The sequence below is a fragment of the Mesorhizobium sp. Root695 genome, assembly GCF_001428185.1.
In the GTDB taxonomy this organism is placed as follows: Bacteria; Pseudomonadota; Alphaproteobacteria; order Rhizobiales; family Rhizobiaceae; genus Mesorhizobium.
Genome location: NZ_LMHO01000034.1, coordinates 117,552 through 133,220 on the forward strand (window position 1 = coordinate 117,552; position 15,669 = coordinate 133,220).

At 63.6% G+C, this 15,669-nt stretch carries 19 protein-coding genes and 1 tRNA gene; 9 read left to right on the forward strand and 11 right to left on the reverse strand.

Features of this window, described 5'->3' with window-relative positions; genetic code table 11:
* Positions 1-5 precede the first annotated feature (5 nt).
* Entirely contained in the window at positions 6-887 is an 882-nt protein-coding gene (locus tag ASD99_RS24000) for a MurR/RpiR family transcriptional regulator (protein WP_057145133.1), read from the forward strand.
* A gap of 18 nt (positions 888-905) precedes the next feature.
* Here ASD99_RS24000 and ASD99_RS24005 read toward each other — a convergent pair whose 3' ends face one another.
* Entirely contained in the window at positions 906-1,223 is a 318-nt protein-coding gene (locus ASD99_RS24005; RefSeq protein WP_056586012.1) for a DUF167 family protein, read from the reverse strand.
* Positions 1,224-1,236: 13 nt separating this feature from the next.
* Positions 1,237-1,527, reverse strand: a complete 291-nt coding sequence (locus ASD99_RS24010) for a YggT family protein (RefSeq protein WP_056586009.1) — start codon at positions 1,525-1,527, stop codon at positions 1,237-1,239.
* A gap of 159 nt (positions 1,528-1,686) precedes the next feature.
* Between ASD99_RS24010 and ASD99_RS24015 the strand changes: the two genes are divergently transcribed.
* The 6 genes from ASD99_RS24015 (at position 1,687) to ASD99_RS24040 (ending at position 5,334) form a co-directional block, all read left to right on the forward strand.
* A tRNA-Ala gene (locus ASD99_RS24015) sits at positions 1,687-1,762 on the forward strand.
* Positions 1,763-2,098: 336 nt separating this feature from the next.
* The gene (locus ASD99_RS24020; protein ID WP_056586006.1) at positions 2,099-2,848 is read left to right on the forward strand and encodes a helix-turn-helix domain-containing protein; all 750 of its coding nucleotides are present in this window, start codon (positions 2,099-2,101) and stop codon (positions 2,846-2,848) included.
* A gap of 529 nt (positions 2,849-3,377) precedes the next feature.
* Complete coding sequence (locus tag ASD99_RS24025; RefSeq protein ID WP_244482831.1) at positions 3,378-4,337, forward strand: SagB/ThcOx family dehydrogenase; 960 nt, start codon at positions 3,378-3,380, stop codon at positions 4,335-4,337.
* A gap of 56 nt (positions 4,338-4,393) precedes the next feature.
* Positions 4,394-4,648: a hypothetical protein gene (locus tag ASD99_RS24030; protein ID WP_056586003.1), complete on the forward strand. Its 255-nt coding sequence runs from the start codon at positions 4,394-4,396 to the stop codon at positions 4,646-4,648.
* Positions 4,623-4,913: a hypothetical protein gene (locus tag ASD99_RS24035; protein ID WP_162256725.1), complete on the forward strand. Its 291-nt coding sequence runs from the start codon at positions 4,623-4,625 to the stop codon at positions 4,911-4,913. Before ASD99_RS24030 ends, ASD99_RS24035 begins: the two co-directional genes overlap by 26 nt.
* A gap of 100 nt (positions 4,914-5,013) precedes the next feature.
* Positions 5,014-5,334 (forward strand): hypothetical protein, encoded by a 321-nt coding sequence (locus tag ASD99_RS24040; protein ID WP_057145135.1) that lies wholly within the window; start codon positions 5,014-5,016, stop codon positions 5,332-5,334.
* Between the two features lie 54 nt (positions 5,335-5,388).
* Here the strand turns inward: ASD99_RS24040 and ASD99_RS24045 are convergent, their stop codons facing one another.
* The 4 genes from ASD99_RS24045 to ASD99_RS24060 all read right to left on the reverse strand — a co-directional run bounded on the left by ASD99_RS24045 (position 5,389) and on the right by ASD99_RS24060 (position 8,558).
* A complete protein-coding gene (locus ASD99_RS24045; RefSeq protein WP_057145136.1) occupies positions 5,389-6,333 on the reverse strand; it encodes a TonB family protein in 945 nt (314 codons plus the stop codon).
* The gene (exbD, locus tag ASD99_RS24050) at positions 6,330-6,776 is read right to left on the reverse strand and encodes a TonB system transport protein ExbD (protein WP_057145137.1); all 447 of its coding nucleotides are present in this window, start codon (positions 6,774-6,776) and stop codon (positions 6,330-6,332) included. The genes ASD99_RS24045 and exbD overlap by 4 nt, the downstream gene beginning before the upstream one ends.
* Before the next feature lie 4 nt (positions 6,777-6,780).
* A complete protein-coding gene (gene exbB / locus ASD99_RS24055) occupies positions 6,781-7,701 on the reverse strand; it encodes a tonB-system energizer ExbB (protein ID WP_057145241.1) in 921 nt (306 codons plus the stop codon).
* A gap of 65 nt (positions 7,702-7,766) precedes the next feature.
* The gene (locus tag ASD99_RS24060; RefSeq protein ID WP_056586816.1) at positions 7,767-8,558 is read right to left on the reverse strand and encodes an ATP-binding cassette domain-containing protein; all 792 of its coding nucleotides are present in this window, start codon (positions 8,556-8,558) and stop codon (positions 7,767-7,769) included.
* A gap of 316 nt (positions 8,559-8,874) precedes the next feature.
* Between ASD99_RS24060 and ASD99_RS24065 the strand changes: the two genes are divergently transcribed.
* Positions 8,875-9,561, forward strand: a complete 687-nt coding sequence (locus ASD99_RS24065; RefSeq protein ID WP_056585981.1) for a cysteine hydrolase family protein — start codon at positions 8,875-8,877, stop codon at positions 9,559-9,561.
* Between the two features lie 6 nt (positions 9,562-9,567).
* On the opposite strand, the gene ASD99_RS24070 is transcribed toward ASD99_RS24065, so the two are convergent.
* Positions 9,568-10,509 carry an LLM class flavin-dependent oxidoreductase gene (locus tag ASD99_RS24070; RefSeq protein WP_057145242.1) on the reverse strand — a complete coding sequence of 314 codons (942 nt, stop codon included), beginning with the start codon at positions 10,507-10,509 and terminating at the stop codon, positions 9,568-9,570.
* A gap of 110 nt (positions 10,510-10,619) precedes the next feature.
* Positions 10,620-10,922 (reverse strand): hypothetical protein, encoded by a 303-nt coding sequence (locus ASD99_RS33975; protein ID WP_162252244.1) that lies wholly within the window; start codon positions 10,920-10,922, stop codon positions 10,620-10,622.
* A gap of 143 nt (positions 10,923-11,065) precedes the next feature.
* On the opposite strand from ASD99_RS33975, the gene ASD99_RS24080 reads away from it, so the two are divergent.
* On the forward strand, positions 11,066-11,833 hold the full coding sequence (locus ASD99_RS24080) for an SDR family NAD(P)-dependent oxidoreductase (protein WP_056585975.1): 768 nt from the start codon (positions 11,066-11,068) through the stop codon (positions 11,831-11,833).
* Between the two features lie 98 nt (positions 11,834-11,931).
* Here ASD99_RS24080 and ASD99_RS24085 read toward each other — a convergent pair whose 3' ends face one another.
* From ASD99_RS24085 to ASD99_RS24095, 3 genes are read right to left on the reverse strand one after another with little or no spacing between them, the layout of a single operon-like run.
* Positions 11,932-12,876 (reverse strand): ABC transporter permease, encoded by a 945-nt coding sequence (locus tag ASD99_RS24085; protein WP_057145139.1) that lies wholly within the window; start codon positions 12,874-12,876, stop codon positions 11,932-11,934.
* Entirely contained in the window at positions 12,873-13,928 is a 1,056-nt protein-coding gene (locus tag ASD99_RS24090; RefSeq protein ID WP_057145140.1) for an ABC transporter permease, read from the reverse strand. Before ASD99_RS24090 ends, ASD99_RS24085 begins: the two co-directional genes overlap by 4 nt.
* A complete protein-coding gene (locus tag ASD99_RS24095) occupies positions 13,928-15,439 on the reverse strand; it encodes an ABC transporter ATP-binding protein (RefSeq protein WP_056586813.1) in 1,512 nt (503 codons plus the stop codon). The genes ASD99_RS24090 and ASD99_RS24095 overlap by 1 nt, the downstream gene beginning before the upstream one ends.
* Positions 15,440-15,669 lie beyond the last annotated feature (230 nt).

Sequence of the window (15,669 nt, forward strand, 5' to 3'; positions counted from 1 at the left end):
TCAGCATGAAGACGCCGGCCGACATCATCACGCGCCTGCAACTGATCTTGCAGGACGGAACGAAGTCGGATCGCAAGCTGGCCGGCTTCGTCCTGGCCGACCTCGACTTCGTCTCCAAGGCGGCTATTTCGGAAATTGCCGCGCGCGTTGGCGTCAGCGAACCGACGGTGACACGGTTCTGCCGCAACCTCGGTTGCGAGGGCCTGCGCGATTTCAAATTCTATCTCGCGCAGGCCATCGCCATTGGCGGCCAGTATCTGTCGCCGGAGCCGTTGAGCCGCGATGCCCGCGAACAGCGCATCGCTTCCGCCATCACCGAAGCGGCGATATCGGCCATCCAGCGCGCCAGCGAAAACCTCGACATGACGACGCTGGTCGCCGTCGCCGCGCGCATCGCCGTCTCGGGCAATGTGCTGTGCATCGGTTCCGGCGGTATTTCGTCGATGATGGCGACCGAGATGCAGAACCGGCTGTTCAGGCTGGGCGTGTCGGTGCTGGCGCAGATCGACGGACAGCTGCAGCGCATGTACGCCGCCGTCGCCACGCCCGACACCACGCTGATCGCCTTCTCAGTCTCCGGCTACGCGCGATCGGTCATCGATGCGGTGCAGGTCGCCCAGCAATATGGCGCCACCACAATCGCCATCACCCCGCCGGATTCGGCACTCGCCAAGGCCGCCGACACGGTCCTCCATTTCCAGTCTCTGGAAGACGGCAACATCTACAAGCCGACACCGTCGCGCTACGCGCTGCTGTCGATCGTCGACATGATCGTCACCTCGGTCGCCGAGACGCGCGGACCGCGGGTTCTCGAAAATCTGCGCCGCATCAAGCAGAGCGTGAACACGTTGAAAGTCGACGATCCCCGTCTGCCGCTGGGAGATTGAACGTCACACCGAACGGCGTCAGGACTGGCGGCCGAGCCCCTCGATGCTCTTCGTCAACATCGCCGGGTCGCCTAAAATGCGCACGGTCTTCAGCCGGGCGGTACCGCCGGCGACAACCCAGACGGCGGACCCCGGCACGCCCAGCGACTTGGCGATCAGCTTTTCAAGCGCATGATTGGCGGCGCCGTTTTCCGGCACGGCGCGGACGCGCGCCTTGAGGTGGCTTCGCCCGTCCGCTGTCGTCTCAACGCCTTCGAGTCTGTCCAGCGCGGCCTTCGGCGTCAGCCGGACAAACAGGTCGACGCCACCATCGCGCATGCGGAACGGCGCGCTCATGCAGGCGTCGGGCTCACAGGACCAGAGGCGCCACCGTGGTGAGCAGGAACTGCCGCAGGAAGAACAAAATCAGAAGCAGGATGATGGGCGAGATGTCGATGCCGCCAAGGTCCGGCATAAAGCGGCGGATCGGCCGCAACGCCGGCTCGGTCAGCCGGTAGAGCATGTTGCCGATGCTGCCGACGAACTGATTGCGGGAGTTGACGACATTGAAGGCGTAGAGCCAGGAAAAGATCGCCGACGCGACGATGATCCACCAGTAGAGGTCAAGCGCCATGACGATTGTTTGAATGAGGGCGAGCATGCCGGTCTCCAATTGTTGCCGACATGTAGCCATTGCGCGCGAAACCGGCAAGGGCCGCCTTCCTTCCACGCTGGTCTGACACGCAGCGGCAGGGGATTTCGGCAAAACGCCGCCTTGACAGGAAACCGCGGCGCCCGATAAATGCGCCATCCGCTGGACGGGGCTGTAGCTCAGCTGGGAGAGCGCGTCGTTCGCAATGACGAGGTCAGGAGTTCGATCCTCCTCAGCTCCACCAGCGGAATAATCGATCTCCTGCTCTCCATGACAAGAGAAAAGCACGACCCTCGTCCTGGCATGTCTGCGGGCGATATTTGTTGTGCCAAGGCGCCATCGAAGGCCGCGCGCAATACTGCGCCTCCGTCTCGCGATATCTGACGAAACTGTTATCAATTGGACTTATGGCGGAAGCCGCTCACGGATTGTTTGCGTTCTTTTGAAAGCCGCTATTAGATTGGCGCTACCAAATCAGTTTTTTCTGTGCGTTGTGACAAGGGCGTTTCGGCGGGGGGCGACCGAAGACGTTATATGGCTTTTGAGCCGAAATGAAAAATCCGCCTGCGGAAGCAAAGACGTGTCAATTCGCGAGAATCTCGCTGCAAACCTCAGACGACTCTGCAAGGACCATGCCTCCGTAAGCGCGGTATGCCGCGAACTCGGGATCAACCGCACGCAGTTCGAACGCTACCTGCAAGGACAGACGGTTCCGAACAAGGCCACCGCCAAACTGATATGCGACTACTTCCGGATCGACGAAGCTGAACTGTACCGGGATCCCGGTGTCCCCGAACCCAGGGTCGGCGGACTGCCGCCGATTTCCGAGAGCCTGTTCAATCAGATGATCCGCCCGCCCAGCCCATCGATCGCGGGAGGCATCTATTTCACCTATTTTTCGATTCCGGCCCGGCCCGACCTTTTGATGCGAACGGTGACCTTCGTGCGGCGCGAAGCCGAGCTGGTCACCTTCAGAAGGGTCACCGGATGGTCGGAACGCCGGGGATCGACATGGGCGCGGGCGCGCGGCAACCACTATGGGGTGGCGATCTCGCGCCTGAACTGGATCTATTTCAGCGGCATCAATCGCCGCCAGACCGGTGAGCCGTCGCTGATCTCCGTGCAATGGGCGCCCATCTCTGAACCGGTGCTGATGGGCAAGGCCATGCTTCTGACGGAGGCCGGGCCAGCATTCGTGTCCGTCATCATGCGGCGCGACATTGCCAACATCCACCCAAGAGATGCCATCAGCATGGCGCATGTCATCACGCTCGACGATCCGAGCATCGACCAACTGGTGGTCAGCCTCACCCGGGACGGGCTGGGCTAATCCCTTCGATCACCGTGGCCTACGCTAAATAAGAATAAGCATACACCGAAAAAGCGTATGCTAACGATTGTCTACTCTGTATCTGAATAAAATCGATATTTTACACTTTGGTACCGGGGAAGATAATTCATCCGGCTGTCTTTGGCGCGCGGATTTACTGCAATTTTAACATACCATTAACTCTTTCGACCTTACCTTTCTTGCCGTGGCTCCCGTTTTGGGGGGTCTTTCAACGGATCCCAATGGGGTCAGGAAAGGGATGAAAATGGCCAAGAAAGTAACCACCGCTCCGAAGCTGACGATTGCCGCCGGCACGCAGACCGTCTTCTTTTCGCAGGGCATGCACTACAACAAGCGCTGAAGCCGTTCTGCGCCGGCGAGCGGTTCGCTTGTCGGCGCTCCGGCTCCGCACATGGCATTCAGCATCATGAAAATGCGCTCTTCAAAAACGCTTGTTTTCTACCCCGGACCAAACAAGGTCACGGCCTGCAACTTCCTGACCAGAAGCGTGTTTGAATGCAGCCCGGAGATGGTCGGTCTTCTTGCATCGTGGGACAAATGGGCGTCGACGGCCGATATCGCCCGTGCCCATGGGTGGTCGAAGTCCGAGCTGAAGGCTGTCGTTCCCCAGTTGCTCGATTTTTCCGCCCTGGTGACCGCCGGATCGCCGCTCGCCGAGCAGGAGGAGCAGTTTTCCGGACAATGGAGCTGGGGCCTTCCGACCGCGCTGATGCATTTCTGCGTCCAGGACAGTGCATACATGACCATCGAGCAAGCGGAAGAACGGCAGATCGAACGCGCCGGCCACACGCCGCAGCCGGACCTGGTGCTGAAAAATTCTGCCGGCGCCATTAAGCTGCCAAACGCACTGGAAGACAATGAACTTCTCGCCCTGATGGCACGGCGCCGCACCAACCGCACGGCTCGGCCCACCATCACGGCCAAACAACTTTCCGATTGCCTGTTCGCAGGGCTCGGCATCACCGGCGAGACCGCCAACTGCGTTGGCGCCCTGCCGCTTGGCATGACCCCTTCCGGCGGCGCGAGAAATCCCTATGAAGCCTATGTGGTCGCGCTCGGCGTCGACGGCCTCGAGCCCGGCGTCTACCACTATTGCGCCGCCGATCACGACCTTGGCAGGATTTCCGCGAACCATATGCCCAAGATCTCCGAACTGGTCGGCGGGCAGGAGTGGGCGGACGCCATGCCGTGCATTGTCCTGCTTTGCGCGAAGCTCGATCGCACGATGTGGAAATACGAGGACGCCAACGCCTATCGTGTCGTGCTGATCGAGGCTGGCCACATCGGCCAGAACATCATGCTGGCGGCGACCAATCATGGCCTGTCGGCCTGCCCGACGGCGGCGCTCAGTCATTTGGCGATCAAGCGTCTGCTCGGCCTCGATCGCCTCACCGACGCGCCCATCTATGCTTTGACTCTCTCGGCCCCGGAACCGTGCCCGTCTTCGGTGGGCCAATTCATAAATTAGTCGGCTCAGTATATTCGTAACGCGTTCCCTAGGTTCACCAGAGACAGGAGCAGCACGTGCCAAACCAATCTTTACGCCAGTCGGAAATCGATAGTCTCCAATATATTTCGTCGATGACCAATGAGCTCGTGCAAATGGCCGAAGCAAGCCGTTTTCCCATGATCTCCTATCTGCTGGGCATGGCCTATGCGGAAGCCTTCGACGTGCTTCGCGGCGCACGGCCGACGAGGCACGCGCAGCTCAGCGGCAATCCGCTGCACCCCAAGGCGCAGGGAAAAGACAATCGTGCTGCCCAGCCTCGGAGAGCGTAGCGACATGCAATTGTCAGCCGCATGCGCGCTGACAGGCTCGACCTCCCGGCCAAACCGCTGGGAGACGCTATGCGCGTTGCAAAACCTACTGCCGCTGCTGAAAAAGACCGCCACGGATCTGAACCGTGCCAACATGGTCTACTGGTTCGAACAGGCCGATGCCGAGGTCGCCAACATCATCAGGGGCCACCCCTCCGATGCGGCCGCAATCCCGGCCTTGATCGCATCCTGCCCGCAGAACCGGCACCCGGTCGCTCAAGCCTAGAGTGGTTCGGCATCAACTGAACCTGCTCTAACCATTTGTTTTCAAGCCATTCCAGGCGGGAAGCCTTTGCGCGCCTGGAATTGCGAAGGGGGACCTGCACATGAACATGATTGCCAACATCAGAAGCGTCGACGCCAGGGAAAGCATTTTCAGCCGGCTTGACGCCTTGATCGCCAGGCGACCATCATCAACCGACGCCGCTCGGGTCGAGGCCCGCCAACTCGTCTCGATGGCAATTGTCGATGGCTGCCAGGCTGACAGTCTCTGGGGCGCGGTGGACGCCTTCCACGCCCATTTCGACTTCATGATGCAGACCATCGAGATCAACGGCGCCGATGACCCAGGCCTCAAGATCCTGCGCACGAAATGCCGCTTCTATCTCGAAGAGATCGAGGCCCTGTGCCTGTCGCTGGGCTATTGATCGACTGCAGTTCGCGCAAACGATAGCATCCGTTCAATCGGATCGAGACCTATTCTAATTGCGAAGGCTGAATACGAACGGTGCTGTTCGGCTCGGGTGCGGGCCGAGCTCCGACGGCGGTGCCGGCACAGTGGCACCTTTCAGCACGGCGAGCGCCGCACGGTCCAAATCCGCATCTCCGGAGGAACGAGAGAGCCTGGCGGACAGGACCCGGCCGTACGAGTCGACCGTGAAGACGACATACGGCCTGCCTTCCGCGCCTCGGGCCTTGGCCGAACTGGGATAGCGCGTGTGCCGCTTGATCCAGGCGCCCAAACGGGAGTCCCATTTGCTGGAGTCGCCGGATCGCGACGCCGATCGTGCCGACTTCGGCGCGGCTGTCCTGGCCGCTGGTCTCGCATCGGCGCTGGTGGCGGCTACCGTCTTCGGCGGCGCCGCCCTCTCCTTCTTCGGCCGCGGCTTGGGCTTATCGACAGGCTTTTTCGCCTTGGCCTCCACCGGTTTCTTGTCCTTGACCACCTCGACCGGTTTCGGCTGCGGCAAGGGAATGACGACCTCGGGTGCGACCGCCTCGACAACATCCGGGACGACCTCATCCGGCGGCGGCTGGTCGACCGGTTCAGCCACTTCGGTCCGGGTGGGTTCGGCCTCGTCAGGGGGATCGGCTTCCGGCCCTCCGGCAACCGGCTCCGCCTTCTCGACCGGTTCTTCGGGCGTTGGCTCGGTCGTCGGCGTCGGCTCGCTCTGATCCGGCATAACCGCGTCCAGCGCGGCAATTTGCTCCTCCACCGCCGGCATCACCACCATCGGCGCCATCTCGATCACCTGGGCCGGTGGCGGACCGCCATCTGCTTCGGTGACCGTCGTGAAGTTCCGCACGGCATAGGCGACCGCGACATGGGCGCCGAGGACCAGCGCGGCCGCACCGGCCCACAAGCCAAGGTCGCGCCAGCCGAAGCGCGACAACTGGACCGAGGGCAAGGCGGCCGCTTGCATCATGGCGCCGCTGCGCCAGTGGCGGCCGGCGCCGTCTCCAGGCCGACCAGCGCGATCTTCAGATAGCCAGCGCCGCGCAGCAGGTTCATCGCCTCCATCAGGTCGCCATAGGCGACCGCCTTGTCGGCGCGCAGGAAGATGCGCGTCTGCTTGTCGCTTTTTGTCCTGCTGTCCAGCGTCGCGGCGAAAGCCGGGCGCGGCACGCTATCGTTGCCGATCGCCAGCGTCAGATCGTCCTTCAGCGTCAGGAACAGCGGTGTTTCGGGCCGTGGCGCGGGCGTTGCGGTCGAGCCCGGCAGGTCGACATTGACATCCACCGTCGCCAGCGGCGCCGCGACCATGAAGATGATCAGCAGCACCAGGATGACATCGATGAAGGGGGTGACGTTGATCTCGTGGCTTTCCTCGAGATCGCCATCCATGGTCTGCCGGATTCTGCTTGCCATGGCACTACTCCGCCGCGAGCGCCGTTGCCGGCGCGACGGTGCGGAAATCGAGGTCGCGGCTGACCAGCCGTTCGACGCCCGCCGAGGCATCGGCGAGGATCTGCCGGTAGCCGGCTATCGAGCGGGCAAAGACGTTGTAGATGACGACAGCCGGTATCGCCGCGACAAGGCCCATCGCCGTGGCCAGCAGCGCTTCGGCGATGCCCGGCGCGACCACGGCGAGATTGGTGGTCTGCGCCTGCGAGATGCCGATGAAGGCGTTCATGATGCCCCAGACGGTGCCGAACAGGCCGACAAAGGGCGCGGTCGAGCCGATCGTGGCCAGCACGCCGGTGCCGCGCGACATGCGCCGCGACGCCGCCGCCTCGATGCGTGACAGGCGCGACGTGACCCGTTCTTTGAGGCCGTCGCCGGAGACATGATCGAGCGCGCCGGCCGAAAGCGCGGTCTCCTCCTCGGCCGCCCGCACCAGCAGCGCGCCGGGGCCGCCGCTACGGTCGAGGGCACGGCTGGCCTGCTTCAGCGTGGCGGCATCGCCAATCGCCCGCACGGCGCGACGGATGCGCAGCTTGCCACCAAAAATCTCCAGCGATTTGGCTAGCCATATCGTCCAGGTGACGAGGGAGGCAAAGGCCAGCCCGATCATCACCGCCTTGACGATGATATCGGCCGCCATGAACATGCCCCATGGCGACAGATCATGCGGCAAGGTCAGCTCCATCGCCGTCGAAGTCCCCGCCTCGGCTGATGCTCTCGGCTGGCTGGCCGGCTGGGCAGGCGCCATCGTGGCCGGGGGGACGACTCCCGGTGCCGCGGGCGCCTCGATCGCGGGGGCGGCACCAGCCGGTTGCTCCTGGGCGGTCGCGCTACCTACCGACAGGATGACTGATGCGACCAACGCCGCCAACAAACCACTTCTCGACAACAGCTTCTTCCTTGTTCTCAGAGCGGTCGGCCGCTTTCTATTTTCCACCGCCGCATCAAATCTCGTCACTGCACATAGCCAACAGGCTGGCCGGTGACGGGGTGCGCGAACACGCCCATCTCCACGCCGAAAATGCCCTTCAGCACATCGCCGCGCATGATTTCGCCGGGCGTGCCGCGCGTCAGCAGCTTGCCATCCTTGAGTGCGATCAGCTCATCGCAGTAGCGCGCCGCCATATTGGGATCGTGCAGCACGACGACGACGCAGAGATCGCGCTTGCGGCTGAGGTCCCTGACCAGCCCGAGCACCTCGACCCGATGGGCGATGTCGAGCGCCGAGATCGGCTCATCGAGCAACATGACGCCGGCGTTCTGCGCCACCGGCATGGCCAGCCAGGCGCGCTGGCGTTCACCGCCGGACAATTCGTCCACCAGCCGATCCGCAAAACCGTCCATGTCGGTCAGGGCCAGCGCCTCGTCGACATGCTGCCTGTCCTCGGCGCGAAAGCGGCCAAGCGCGCCATGCCAGGGATAGGACCCAAGCGTCGCCAGTTCGCGCACGGTGAGACCGGTCGCCGCCGGCGTCGTCTGCGGCAGATAGGCAAGCGCGCGGGCAAGTTCGCGGGCACCCCACTGCGGCAGCTGGCGCCTGGCGAAGGTGATGGCGCCTGAGCTTGCCGGCTGCTGGCCCGCCATCAGCTTGATCAGCGTCGACTTGCCCGAACCATTGTGGCCGATCAGCCCGTAGACGCGCGAGCGCTGCAGTTCGAGCGAAACCGCACCGAGCAGCGTCCGCTCGCCGACGGCGAAGTGCGCCGCGTCGATATGGAAGGCAGTCTGGGCATCAATTCCAGACATGGTCATGGCTTTTCTCCAGTGCGGCCGCCGCCCGCATTTCGAGATTCCGGCTTTCGGCAGGCGATGCCCGGTTGACTATGAAACATGACCTTATTAGTCAACATTGAAGATGACTGCAACACTCAACAAATCGTCGGACGTAACCGTGACAGGTCGGACAACGGTGGCGACCTCATCGTCGTCGTGTCGGAGGGCAAACGTCGTCGAATAGGGTTTGCACGGAGAACTGTCGTCGCCGGCGGGCTGCTACCCGGGTGGACGGCTGCAACTTCGCCGGTCAGGATGGACCTCACAATCGGCGAGGAGAGAACCGCGGATGATCAAGGCAACACCATTCGACTTCCCCTATGACGGCAGGCTGGTGGCCGAAACCACCGCGCTGATCGTCATCGACCTGCAGCAGGATTTCCTGTCGACGACGGGCTACTTCGCTAGGCAGGGATATGACCCTTCGCCGCTCAGGGCGATCCTGCCGACCGTGAGCCAGCTAATATCAGCCGCCCGCAAGGCTGGCGTCAGGATCATCCACACAAGGCAGGGATATCGGGCCGACATGGCCGACATGACGCCCTACGAAAAATGGCGCCGCAAGCGCGCCGGGCTCGACGGCACCGAAATCCTGCTACGCTCGGGTCCGGGGTTCCAGATCGTTCCGGAAATCGACGTCGCGCAGCACGACATCATCGTCGATAAAACCTGCAACAGCGCCTTCACCTATACGGACTTCGAGCTCGTCCTGCGTGCGCAAGGCATCGCCCATCTCATGTTTTCCGGATGCACGACGGATGTCTGCGTCCACACCACGCTGCGGGAAGCCTGCGACCGCAACTTTCAATGCCTGACGATTTCCGATGCCTGTGCCAGCGGTGACAGACAAGCCCACGAAGCCGCGCTTCACATGGTGACGGTCGAAGACGGCGTCTTCGGCGCGCTGACGGATTCAGCAGCCGTCATCGAAGGCCTGTCACGGCTTGGCAACAGGCCTGAAGCAACAAAAGGCTGAAGGACCTCAGCCTGCTGCACGCGTCTCCAGTCCCGCGCGAGGCGCATACGCCCCGGGCTGGAATGCATCGCTTTCGCGGCGTGCCAGCGAATTGCGCAACAGCGCGATCGTTTCCCGGCCGGTCGTCGCGATCTCGCGCGGCGTGTCGACGCCGACAATCATGAATTCATCGATCCCGAGAGCCGCATAGGCAAGCAACGACAGGACGGCCTGGGCCGGCGGCCCGGCAACGTCGACCGCCTTGGGGCCGGAGGCGGAAGCACCCTGGTGAATCCTGACCGGAAGCGCAAAGCGCAGCTTGCCGGCGCGGCCGTGCTCGGCGGCGGCACCGCGCACACGCTCCATCAGCCGCCGAACCTCGTCGATCGAGCCCGGCGCCAGTTCGAAGACATCGGCATGCCGGCCGGCCACCTTGAGCGCCGTTCCGGATTGCCCGCCCATACGGATGATCAGGTCGGCGCCGTGCGGACCCTTGCGCGGCACGTAGCCGCCTTTGATGCTGTAGAATGCGCCCTCATGGTCGAAGGGCCGGTCGTTCGACCACAGTCGCTTGAGCAGCACCAGATATTCATCGATGCGCTGCCAGATGACGGTATGCCCGACCGGGCGCGTTTCGGCATCGGCGTCGCGCAGCGGCTCGCCGATCATCCTCAACGCCAGACGCCCGCCGCTTTTCCTGTCGATCGACGCCAGCTGGCGGGCCGCCACGGTCGGTTCGACCACGCCTGCCCAGTGGGTGAGGACGACTCCCAGCGACGAGGTGCGATCCAGCACTTGGGTGGCAAGATCCATGTTGGTCAGCAGTCCGGCCGAATCGTCGACGACGATCTTGCGGAAGCCGCCATCCTCGATCAGCCCGAGCTTGGTCGCGGTCTCGGCAAAGTCGTAGAAAAAGGGAACTGCGGCGTCGGCGGTCTTGCCGGGAATATGCGTGAACTCGATCGGCATTGCCATCTCCTCCGTTGTGTCGGGCGCGCGAAAGCGCACCGAGGATTCGGTTCATTCAACTCCGATTGCCTGGAAACGGTGGGGCAGCTAACCCCGGTCGATCTGACGACTCAGGGAATAAGGCCCAGAACGACTGCCCCGGTGAACACAAACGCAAGGGAAAAGACGAGATATGCGAAGGCACCGGCATAGGCCGGGCGAAAGGCCTGGGCATTTGCCAGCTTCTGGCCGTCGCGATCCGTCTGGGCGTTCTGAATATAGGACATATCGGCCTCCGTCTCGCCTTTTAATCTATAAAACTTGTAGACTTTGTCGATTGCTATTTTCTGGCCTTGGGCAGAATAATTTTCTCCTGGATAGCTACAAATTGGTAGCTGCTTGCTGAGGGAGCCCGTCCGCGCGATCGATCGCATGACACGCCCGTTTCGCCTCTGCGTCTGAATGGACCTATGGTCCTGTCCCCGCTGCACCCAATTCATGGATTGGCCGCCCGGAGCGCGCGAGATAGCATCGCCCAATCAGCAAACACGAAATAGTCTAACTGGGGAGCAGAAAAATGGGCACGAGACTGGCCGGCAAGGTCGCCATCATTTCGGGCGGCGCGACGGGAATGGGTGGGGCGGCCTCGGAGCTGTTCGCCGCTGAAGGCGCCAAGGTGGCGATCATCGACCGCAACGGCGAGGCGGCCGCCGCAACCGCAGCGACAATCAGGGCACGCGGCCATGTCGCCGAGCATTTCGTCGCCGACGTCTCCGACGAAGCCCAGGTCGAAGCGGCGGTGAAAGGGGCGACGGAAAAGCTCGGCCCGGTCACCGTGCTGTTCAACCACGCCGGCACCATCGTGATCAAACCTTTCCTGGAGACGACGGTCCAGGAATGGGACTGGCTGCATGCCGTCAATGTGCGCTCGATGTTCCTGATGACGCGCGCCGTGCTGCCCGGCATGATTGCGGCGGGCGGCGGCTCGATCGTCTGTACCTCGTCTATCTCGGCGGTGGCAGCGACGCCGATGGAGGTGCTCTACGACACCACCAAGGGCGCCTGCCACATGTTCGCGCGCGCCATCGCCGTCGAGTTTCGCGATCGCAACATTCGCTGCAACGCGGTCTGCCCAGGCTTCATCCGCACGCCGCATGGCCTGCGCGAGGTCGCCGACCTCGGCAGGCTCGGCGTCGATGTCTCGGACGCGGCGCTGGCCGCGCAGCAGGGCCGCATCGGCGAGCCGGAAGAGGTGGCGAGGGCAGCGCTCTACCTCGCCAGCGACGAGTCGAGCTTCGTCAACGGCACGCATCTGTTCGTCGACAACGGTTTTACCGCGATGTGATGCTTTCCAGGATCTAGGTGTTTAGTCCCAGGGACAGCTTGGCGCCCTTCCTCTACCCGTCGATCGGGGGAGAGGAAAGGACACCAAGTCCTACTCGCCTACCGCTCCTCGCGCCTGAACGGCTTCAGCAGCGCCGAGGGCGCCACCGCGTTGCGCGACATCACCGCCATGGCGACGATGGTGAAGATGAACGGCAGCATCAGGAACGCCTCATAGGGGATATGTCCGAGCCCGCTGGCCTGCATGCGCAGCTGCAAGGCATCGACGAAGGCGAACAGCAGCGCTGCCCCCGCCGAGCGCCATGGATCCCAGCGGCCGAACACGACCAGCGCGATCGCCACCCAGCCGCGCCCGGAGACGACGCCGAAGGTGAAGGCGTTGAACTGCGCCATCGACAGGAAGGCGCCGGCCAACCCCATCAGCGCGCCGCCGAGGACAACCGCCTGGAAGCGCGTGGCGATGACGCTGACGCCGGCCGAATCGGCGGCGCGCGGGTTTTCGCCGACCATGCGCACCGACAGGCCCCATGGCGTGCGGTAGAGCACGAACGCGGCCAGCGGAATGGCGAGAATCGCCATGTAGACCAGCGCAAACTGGTTGAACACCGCCGGCCCGAGCACCGGAATGTCGGAGAGGACCGGGATCGGCAGTGTCTGAAAACCCTTGATGTTGGGCGGCACCGACTGCTGGCCGAAGATCAGCCGGTAGAGGAAATAGGCGAGGCCCGACGAGAACAGCGTCACGCCGATGCCGCAGACATGCTGGCTGAGGCCGAGCACCACCGTGAACAGCGCATGCAGCGCGCCCATCAGCATGCCGGTCAGCACAGCCGCCAGCACGCCGATCCACAGGCTGCCGCTGAGGCTGGCGGCGGTGAAGCCGGTCATCGCCGACAAAAGCATGGTGCCTTCGATGCCAAGATTGAGCACGCCTGCGCGCTCGGAGAACATTTCGCCGAGCGTCGCGAAAGCCAGCGGTGTCGCGATCCGGATGATCGCGGCTAGGAAGCCGACCTGAAAGATCTGTTCGAACACCGCGCTCATCGGGCGGCTCCGACGCGACGGATGCGATAGGCGGTGAACAGCAGCGCCACCAGCATGGCAAGCAATGCGGTGCCCTGGATCACATCGCTGAGGAAGGCCGGCACGCCGGTCGCCCGCGACATAGCCTCGGCGCCGGTCATCACGGCGGCCAGGAAGATCGCTGCCGGCACGACGCCAAGCGGGTTGAGCCGCGCCAGCATGGCAACGACGATGCCGGAATAGCCGTAGCCCGGCGAGATGTCGCTCATCACCTGAAAATGCACGCCGCCGACCTCGCCGACGCCGGCCAGCCCGGCCAGCGCACCGGACAGCAGCGCCGTCGAGATCAGCACCCGTTCGACGTTGATGCCGCCATAGCGCGCCGCTTCCGGGTTTTCGCCGGTGACCCTGATTCGGAAGCCCAGCGTCGTGCGCACGATCAGGAACCAGATCAGCGGTGCCGCCAGCAGCGCCACGACGACGCCGAGATGCAGCCTTGTGCCTTCGAGCAGCACCGGGAAATTGGCCGAATCCTCGATCGGCGGCGAGATCGGGTAACCGCTGAAACTGTCCTTCCACGGTCCTTCGATCAGCGCCATCAGCGCGTAGTAGATGACCGAGTTGAGCAGCAGCGAACTGACGACATCGTCGACCTTGAATTTTACTCTGAGCGTGGCCGGCACCAGCGCGACCGCGGCTCCGGCCGCAGCTCCGGCCATCGCCATCAACACCATGGCGAGCGACCCCGGCATCGGAATGGCGCCGACAAAGCAGCTGGCCACCGCGCCGGCCAGCAATTGCCCCTCCGCGCCGATGTTCCAGAATTTCGCCCGGAAGGCGACCGCGACCGCCAGTCCGGTAAAAATCATCGGTGCGGCGCGCACCATGGTTTCGGTGATCGCATAGCTGTCGCCGAGCGAGGCGGTGAACATCACGCCATAGGCCTCGAGCACGCCGGCGCCGGCCAGCGCGATGAGGCCGCTGCACAGGACGAGCGTGGCGCCGATTGCCAGCAGCGGCAAAGCCAGATTGAACCAGGCGGGCGTCGACGTGCGGACTTCCAGGCGAAACATCAGCTGTGCCCCTCCGCCCCGGTCATCATCAGCCCAAGCCGCGCGATCGTCGCATCGGCGCTGTCGAGCGTGCCGACGATGCGGCCCTCATACATCACCGCGATGCGGTCGCAGAGCACCAGCAGTTCTTCGAGATCTTCGCCAATGACGACGATGCCGCAACCCTTGGCCCGCATGGCGAGGAACTTTTCATGGATGAAACGGGCGGCGCCGATGTCGAGGCCGCGCGTCGGCTGAGACACGATCAGCACCTTCGGATCGAAGGCGAGTTCGCGCGCCAGAAGTGCCTTCTGCAGATTGCCGCCGGACAGCGCGCCGGCGCGGGTCATCGGCCCGGGGCACCTGATATCATAGGCCTTGATCTGCGCTTCGGCAAAGGCGCGGATCGCATCCGGCTTGAGCAGGCCCTTGCTGCTGAACGCGGTGGTACCGATGCGCGGCAGCACCATCGAATCGGCGAGCGGCAGGTTGGTCACCAGCCCCGTCGTCATGCGGTCTTCCGGGATGCGGCCAAGACCGAGCGCCTGCACTTCGCGCGGCGAAAACCGCGACACTTTCTGGCCGGCAATCGTCATCTGGCCGGCATCGGGCACGCGTGTCCCGGAGATCACCTCGGCCAGCGCCCGCTGGCCATTGCCCGACACTCCGGCAATGCCTAGGATCTCGCCGGTGCGCACGGCAAGCGATACATCACGCAGCGGCGTGCCCGAATGCTTCGACGTGGAAATGCCGTCTAGGGTGAGCACATCAGCACCAGGTGTCGATGGACCCCGCGCCGGCGGCACGATCTCATGGCCGCACATCAGTGTTGCCATCTCCGAGGATGTCGTGTTGGCCGGGTCATCGACGCGGCCGGCAACGCGGCCATGCCGCAGCACCGTGCAGCGATGCGTCAGGGCTCGCACCTCGTTGAGCTTGTGCGAGATGAAGATGATGCCGAGACCCTGCGCGGCCATCGATCGCAAAGCCGAAAACAGCCCATCGACCTCGCTTGGCGCCAGCACCGCCGTCGGCTCGTCGAGGATGAGCAGCCTGGCGCCGCGAAACAGCGCCTTGACGATCTCCAGCCGCTGCTGCTCGCCGACCGACAGTGCCGAGACCGGAAGATCGGGATCAAGTGTGAGCCCATGCTGGCGGCCGATCTCGGCGAGCCGCGCCAGCCCGCCGGCGCGGTCGATCCGGCCCGTCTTGCCGGGAATGCCTATCAAAAGGTTTTCCAGCACAGTCAGCCGCGGCGCGAGGTGAAAATGCTGGTGCACCATGCCGATCCCGGCGGCAAGCGCATCCGCCGAACTGGTGATCCGCACCTTCTGACCCTGGATGAGGATCTCGCCGGCGTCGGGCGCATAGGCGCCGAACAGCACGTTCATCAGCGTCGTCTTACCGGCGCCGTTCTCGCCCAGCAGCCCGAGGATCTCACCGGGCGCAACACTGAGATCGACGGCCTCGTTCGCCTTGACAGCGCCGAAGTGTTTGGTGATGCCGCGCATTTCGATGAGTGGGGCGGGCAAGGACAAGGCGGTATCCTGATGGCGTTGGCGCGGCTCTTCACACTCCCCCTTGTGGGGGTGAGAAGCGGTCCGCGCAGCGGACAAAAAGCCAATTGCTTGGCTTTTCGAGTTTCGAACGCCCTGAGCCTGCGAAGGGTTGGGCGGCAAATGGCCGGGCTCCCGCTGCCGCGCAACGTCCCAGCGTTCACCGGCCTTTCATCGTGCCACTAGCACGATGAAAGGCTTCGCGA

Excerpts from the sequence above, each read along its gene's own strand:
- ASD99_RS24040 (WP_057145135.1), top strand. The coding sequence starts at position 5,014 with ATGAACATGATTGCCAACATCAGAAGCGTCGACGCCAGGGAAAGCATT.
- ASD99_RS33975 (WP_162252244.1), bottom strand. The coding sequence starts at position 10,922 with ATGCGATCGATCGCGCGGACGGGCTCCCTCAGCAAGCAGCTACCAATT.
- ASD99_RS24060 (WP_056586816.1), bottom strand. The coding sequence starts at position 8,558 with ATGTCTGGAATTGATGCCCAGACTGCCTTCCATATCGACGCGGCGCAC.
- ASD99_RS24065 (WP_056585981.1), top strand. The coding sequence starts at position 8,875 with ATGATCAAGGCAACACCATTCGACTTCCCCTATGACGGCAGGCTGGTG.
- ASD99_RS24090 (WP_057145140.1), bottom strand. The coding sequence starts at position 13,928 with ATGTTTCGCCTGGAAGTCCGCACGTCGACGCCCGCCTGGTTCAATCTG.
- ASD99_RS24025 (WP_244482831.1), top strand. The coding sequence starts at position 3,378 with ATGGTCGGTCTTCTTGCATCGTGGGACAAATGGGCGTCGACGGCCGAT.
- ASD99_RS24045 (WP_057145136.1), bottom strand. The coding sequence starts at position 6,333 with ATGATGCAAGCGGCCGCCTTGCCCTCGGTCCAGTTGTCGCGCTTCGGC.
- ASD99_RS24010 (WP_056586009.1), bottom strand. The coding sequence starts at position 1,527 with ATGCTCGCCCTCATTCAAACAATCGTCATGGCGCTTGACCTCTACTGG.
- ASD99_RS24085 (WP_057145139.1), bottom strand. The coding sequence starts at position 12,876 with ATGAGCGCGGTGTTCGAACAGATCTTTCAGGTCGGCTTCCTAGCCGCG.
- exbD (WP_057145137.1), bottom strand. The coding sequence starts at position 6,776 with ATGGCAAGCAGAATCCGGCAGACCATGGATGGCGATCTCGAGGAAAGC.
- ASD99_RS24000 (WP_057145133.1), top strand. The coding sequence starts at position 6 with ATGAAGACGCCGGCCGACATCATCACGCGCCTGCAACTGATCTTGCAG.
- ASD99_RS24005 (WP_056586012.1), bottom strand. The coding sequence starts at position 1,223 with ATGAGCGCGCCGTTCCGCATGCGCGATGGTGGCGTCGACCTGTTTGTC.
- ASD99_RS24080 (WP_056585975.1), top strand. The coding sequence starts at position 11,066 with ATGGGCACGAGACTGGCCGGCAAGGTCGCCATCATTTCGGGCGGCGCG.
- ASD99_RS24070 (WP_057145242.1), bottom strand. The coding sequence starts at position 10,509 with ATGCCGATCGAGTTCACGCATATTCCCGGCAAGACCGCCGACGCCGCA.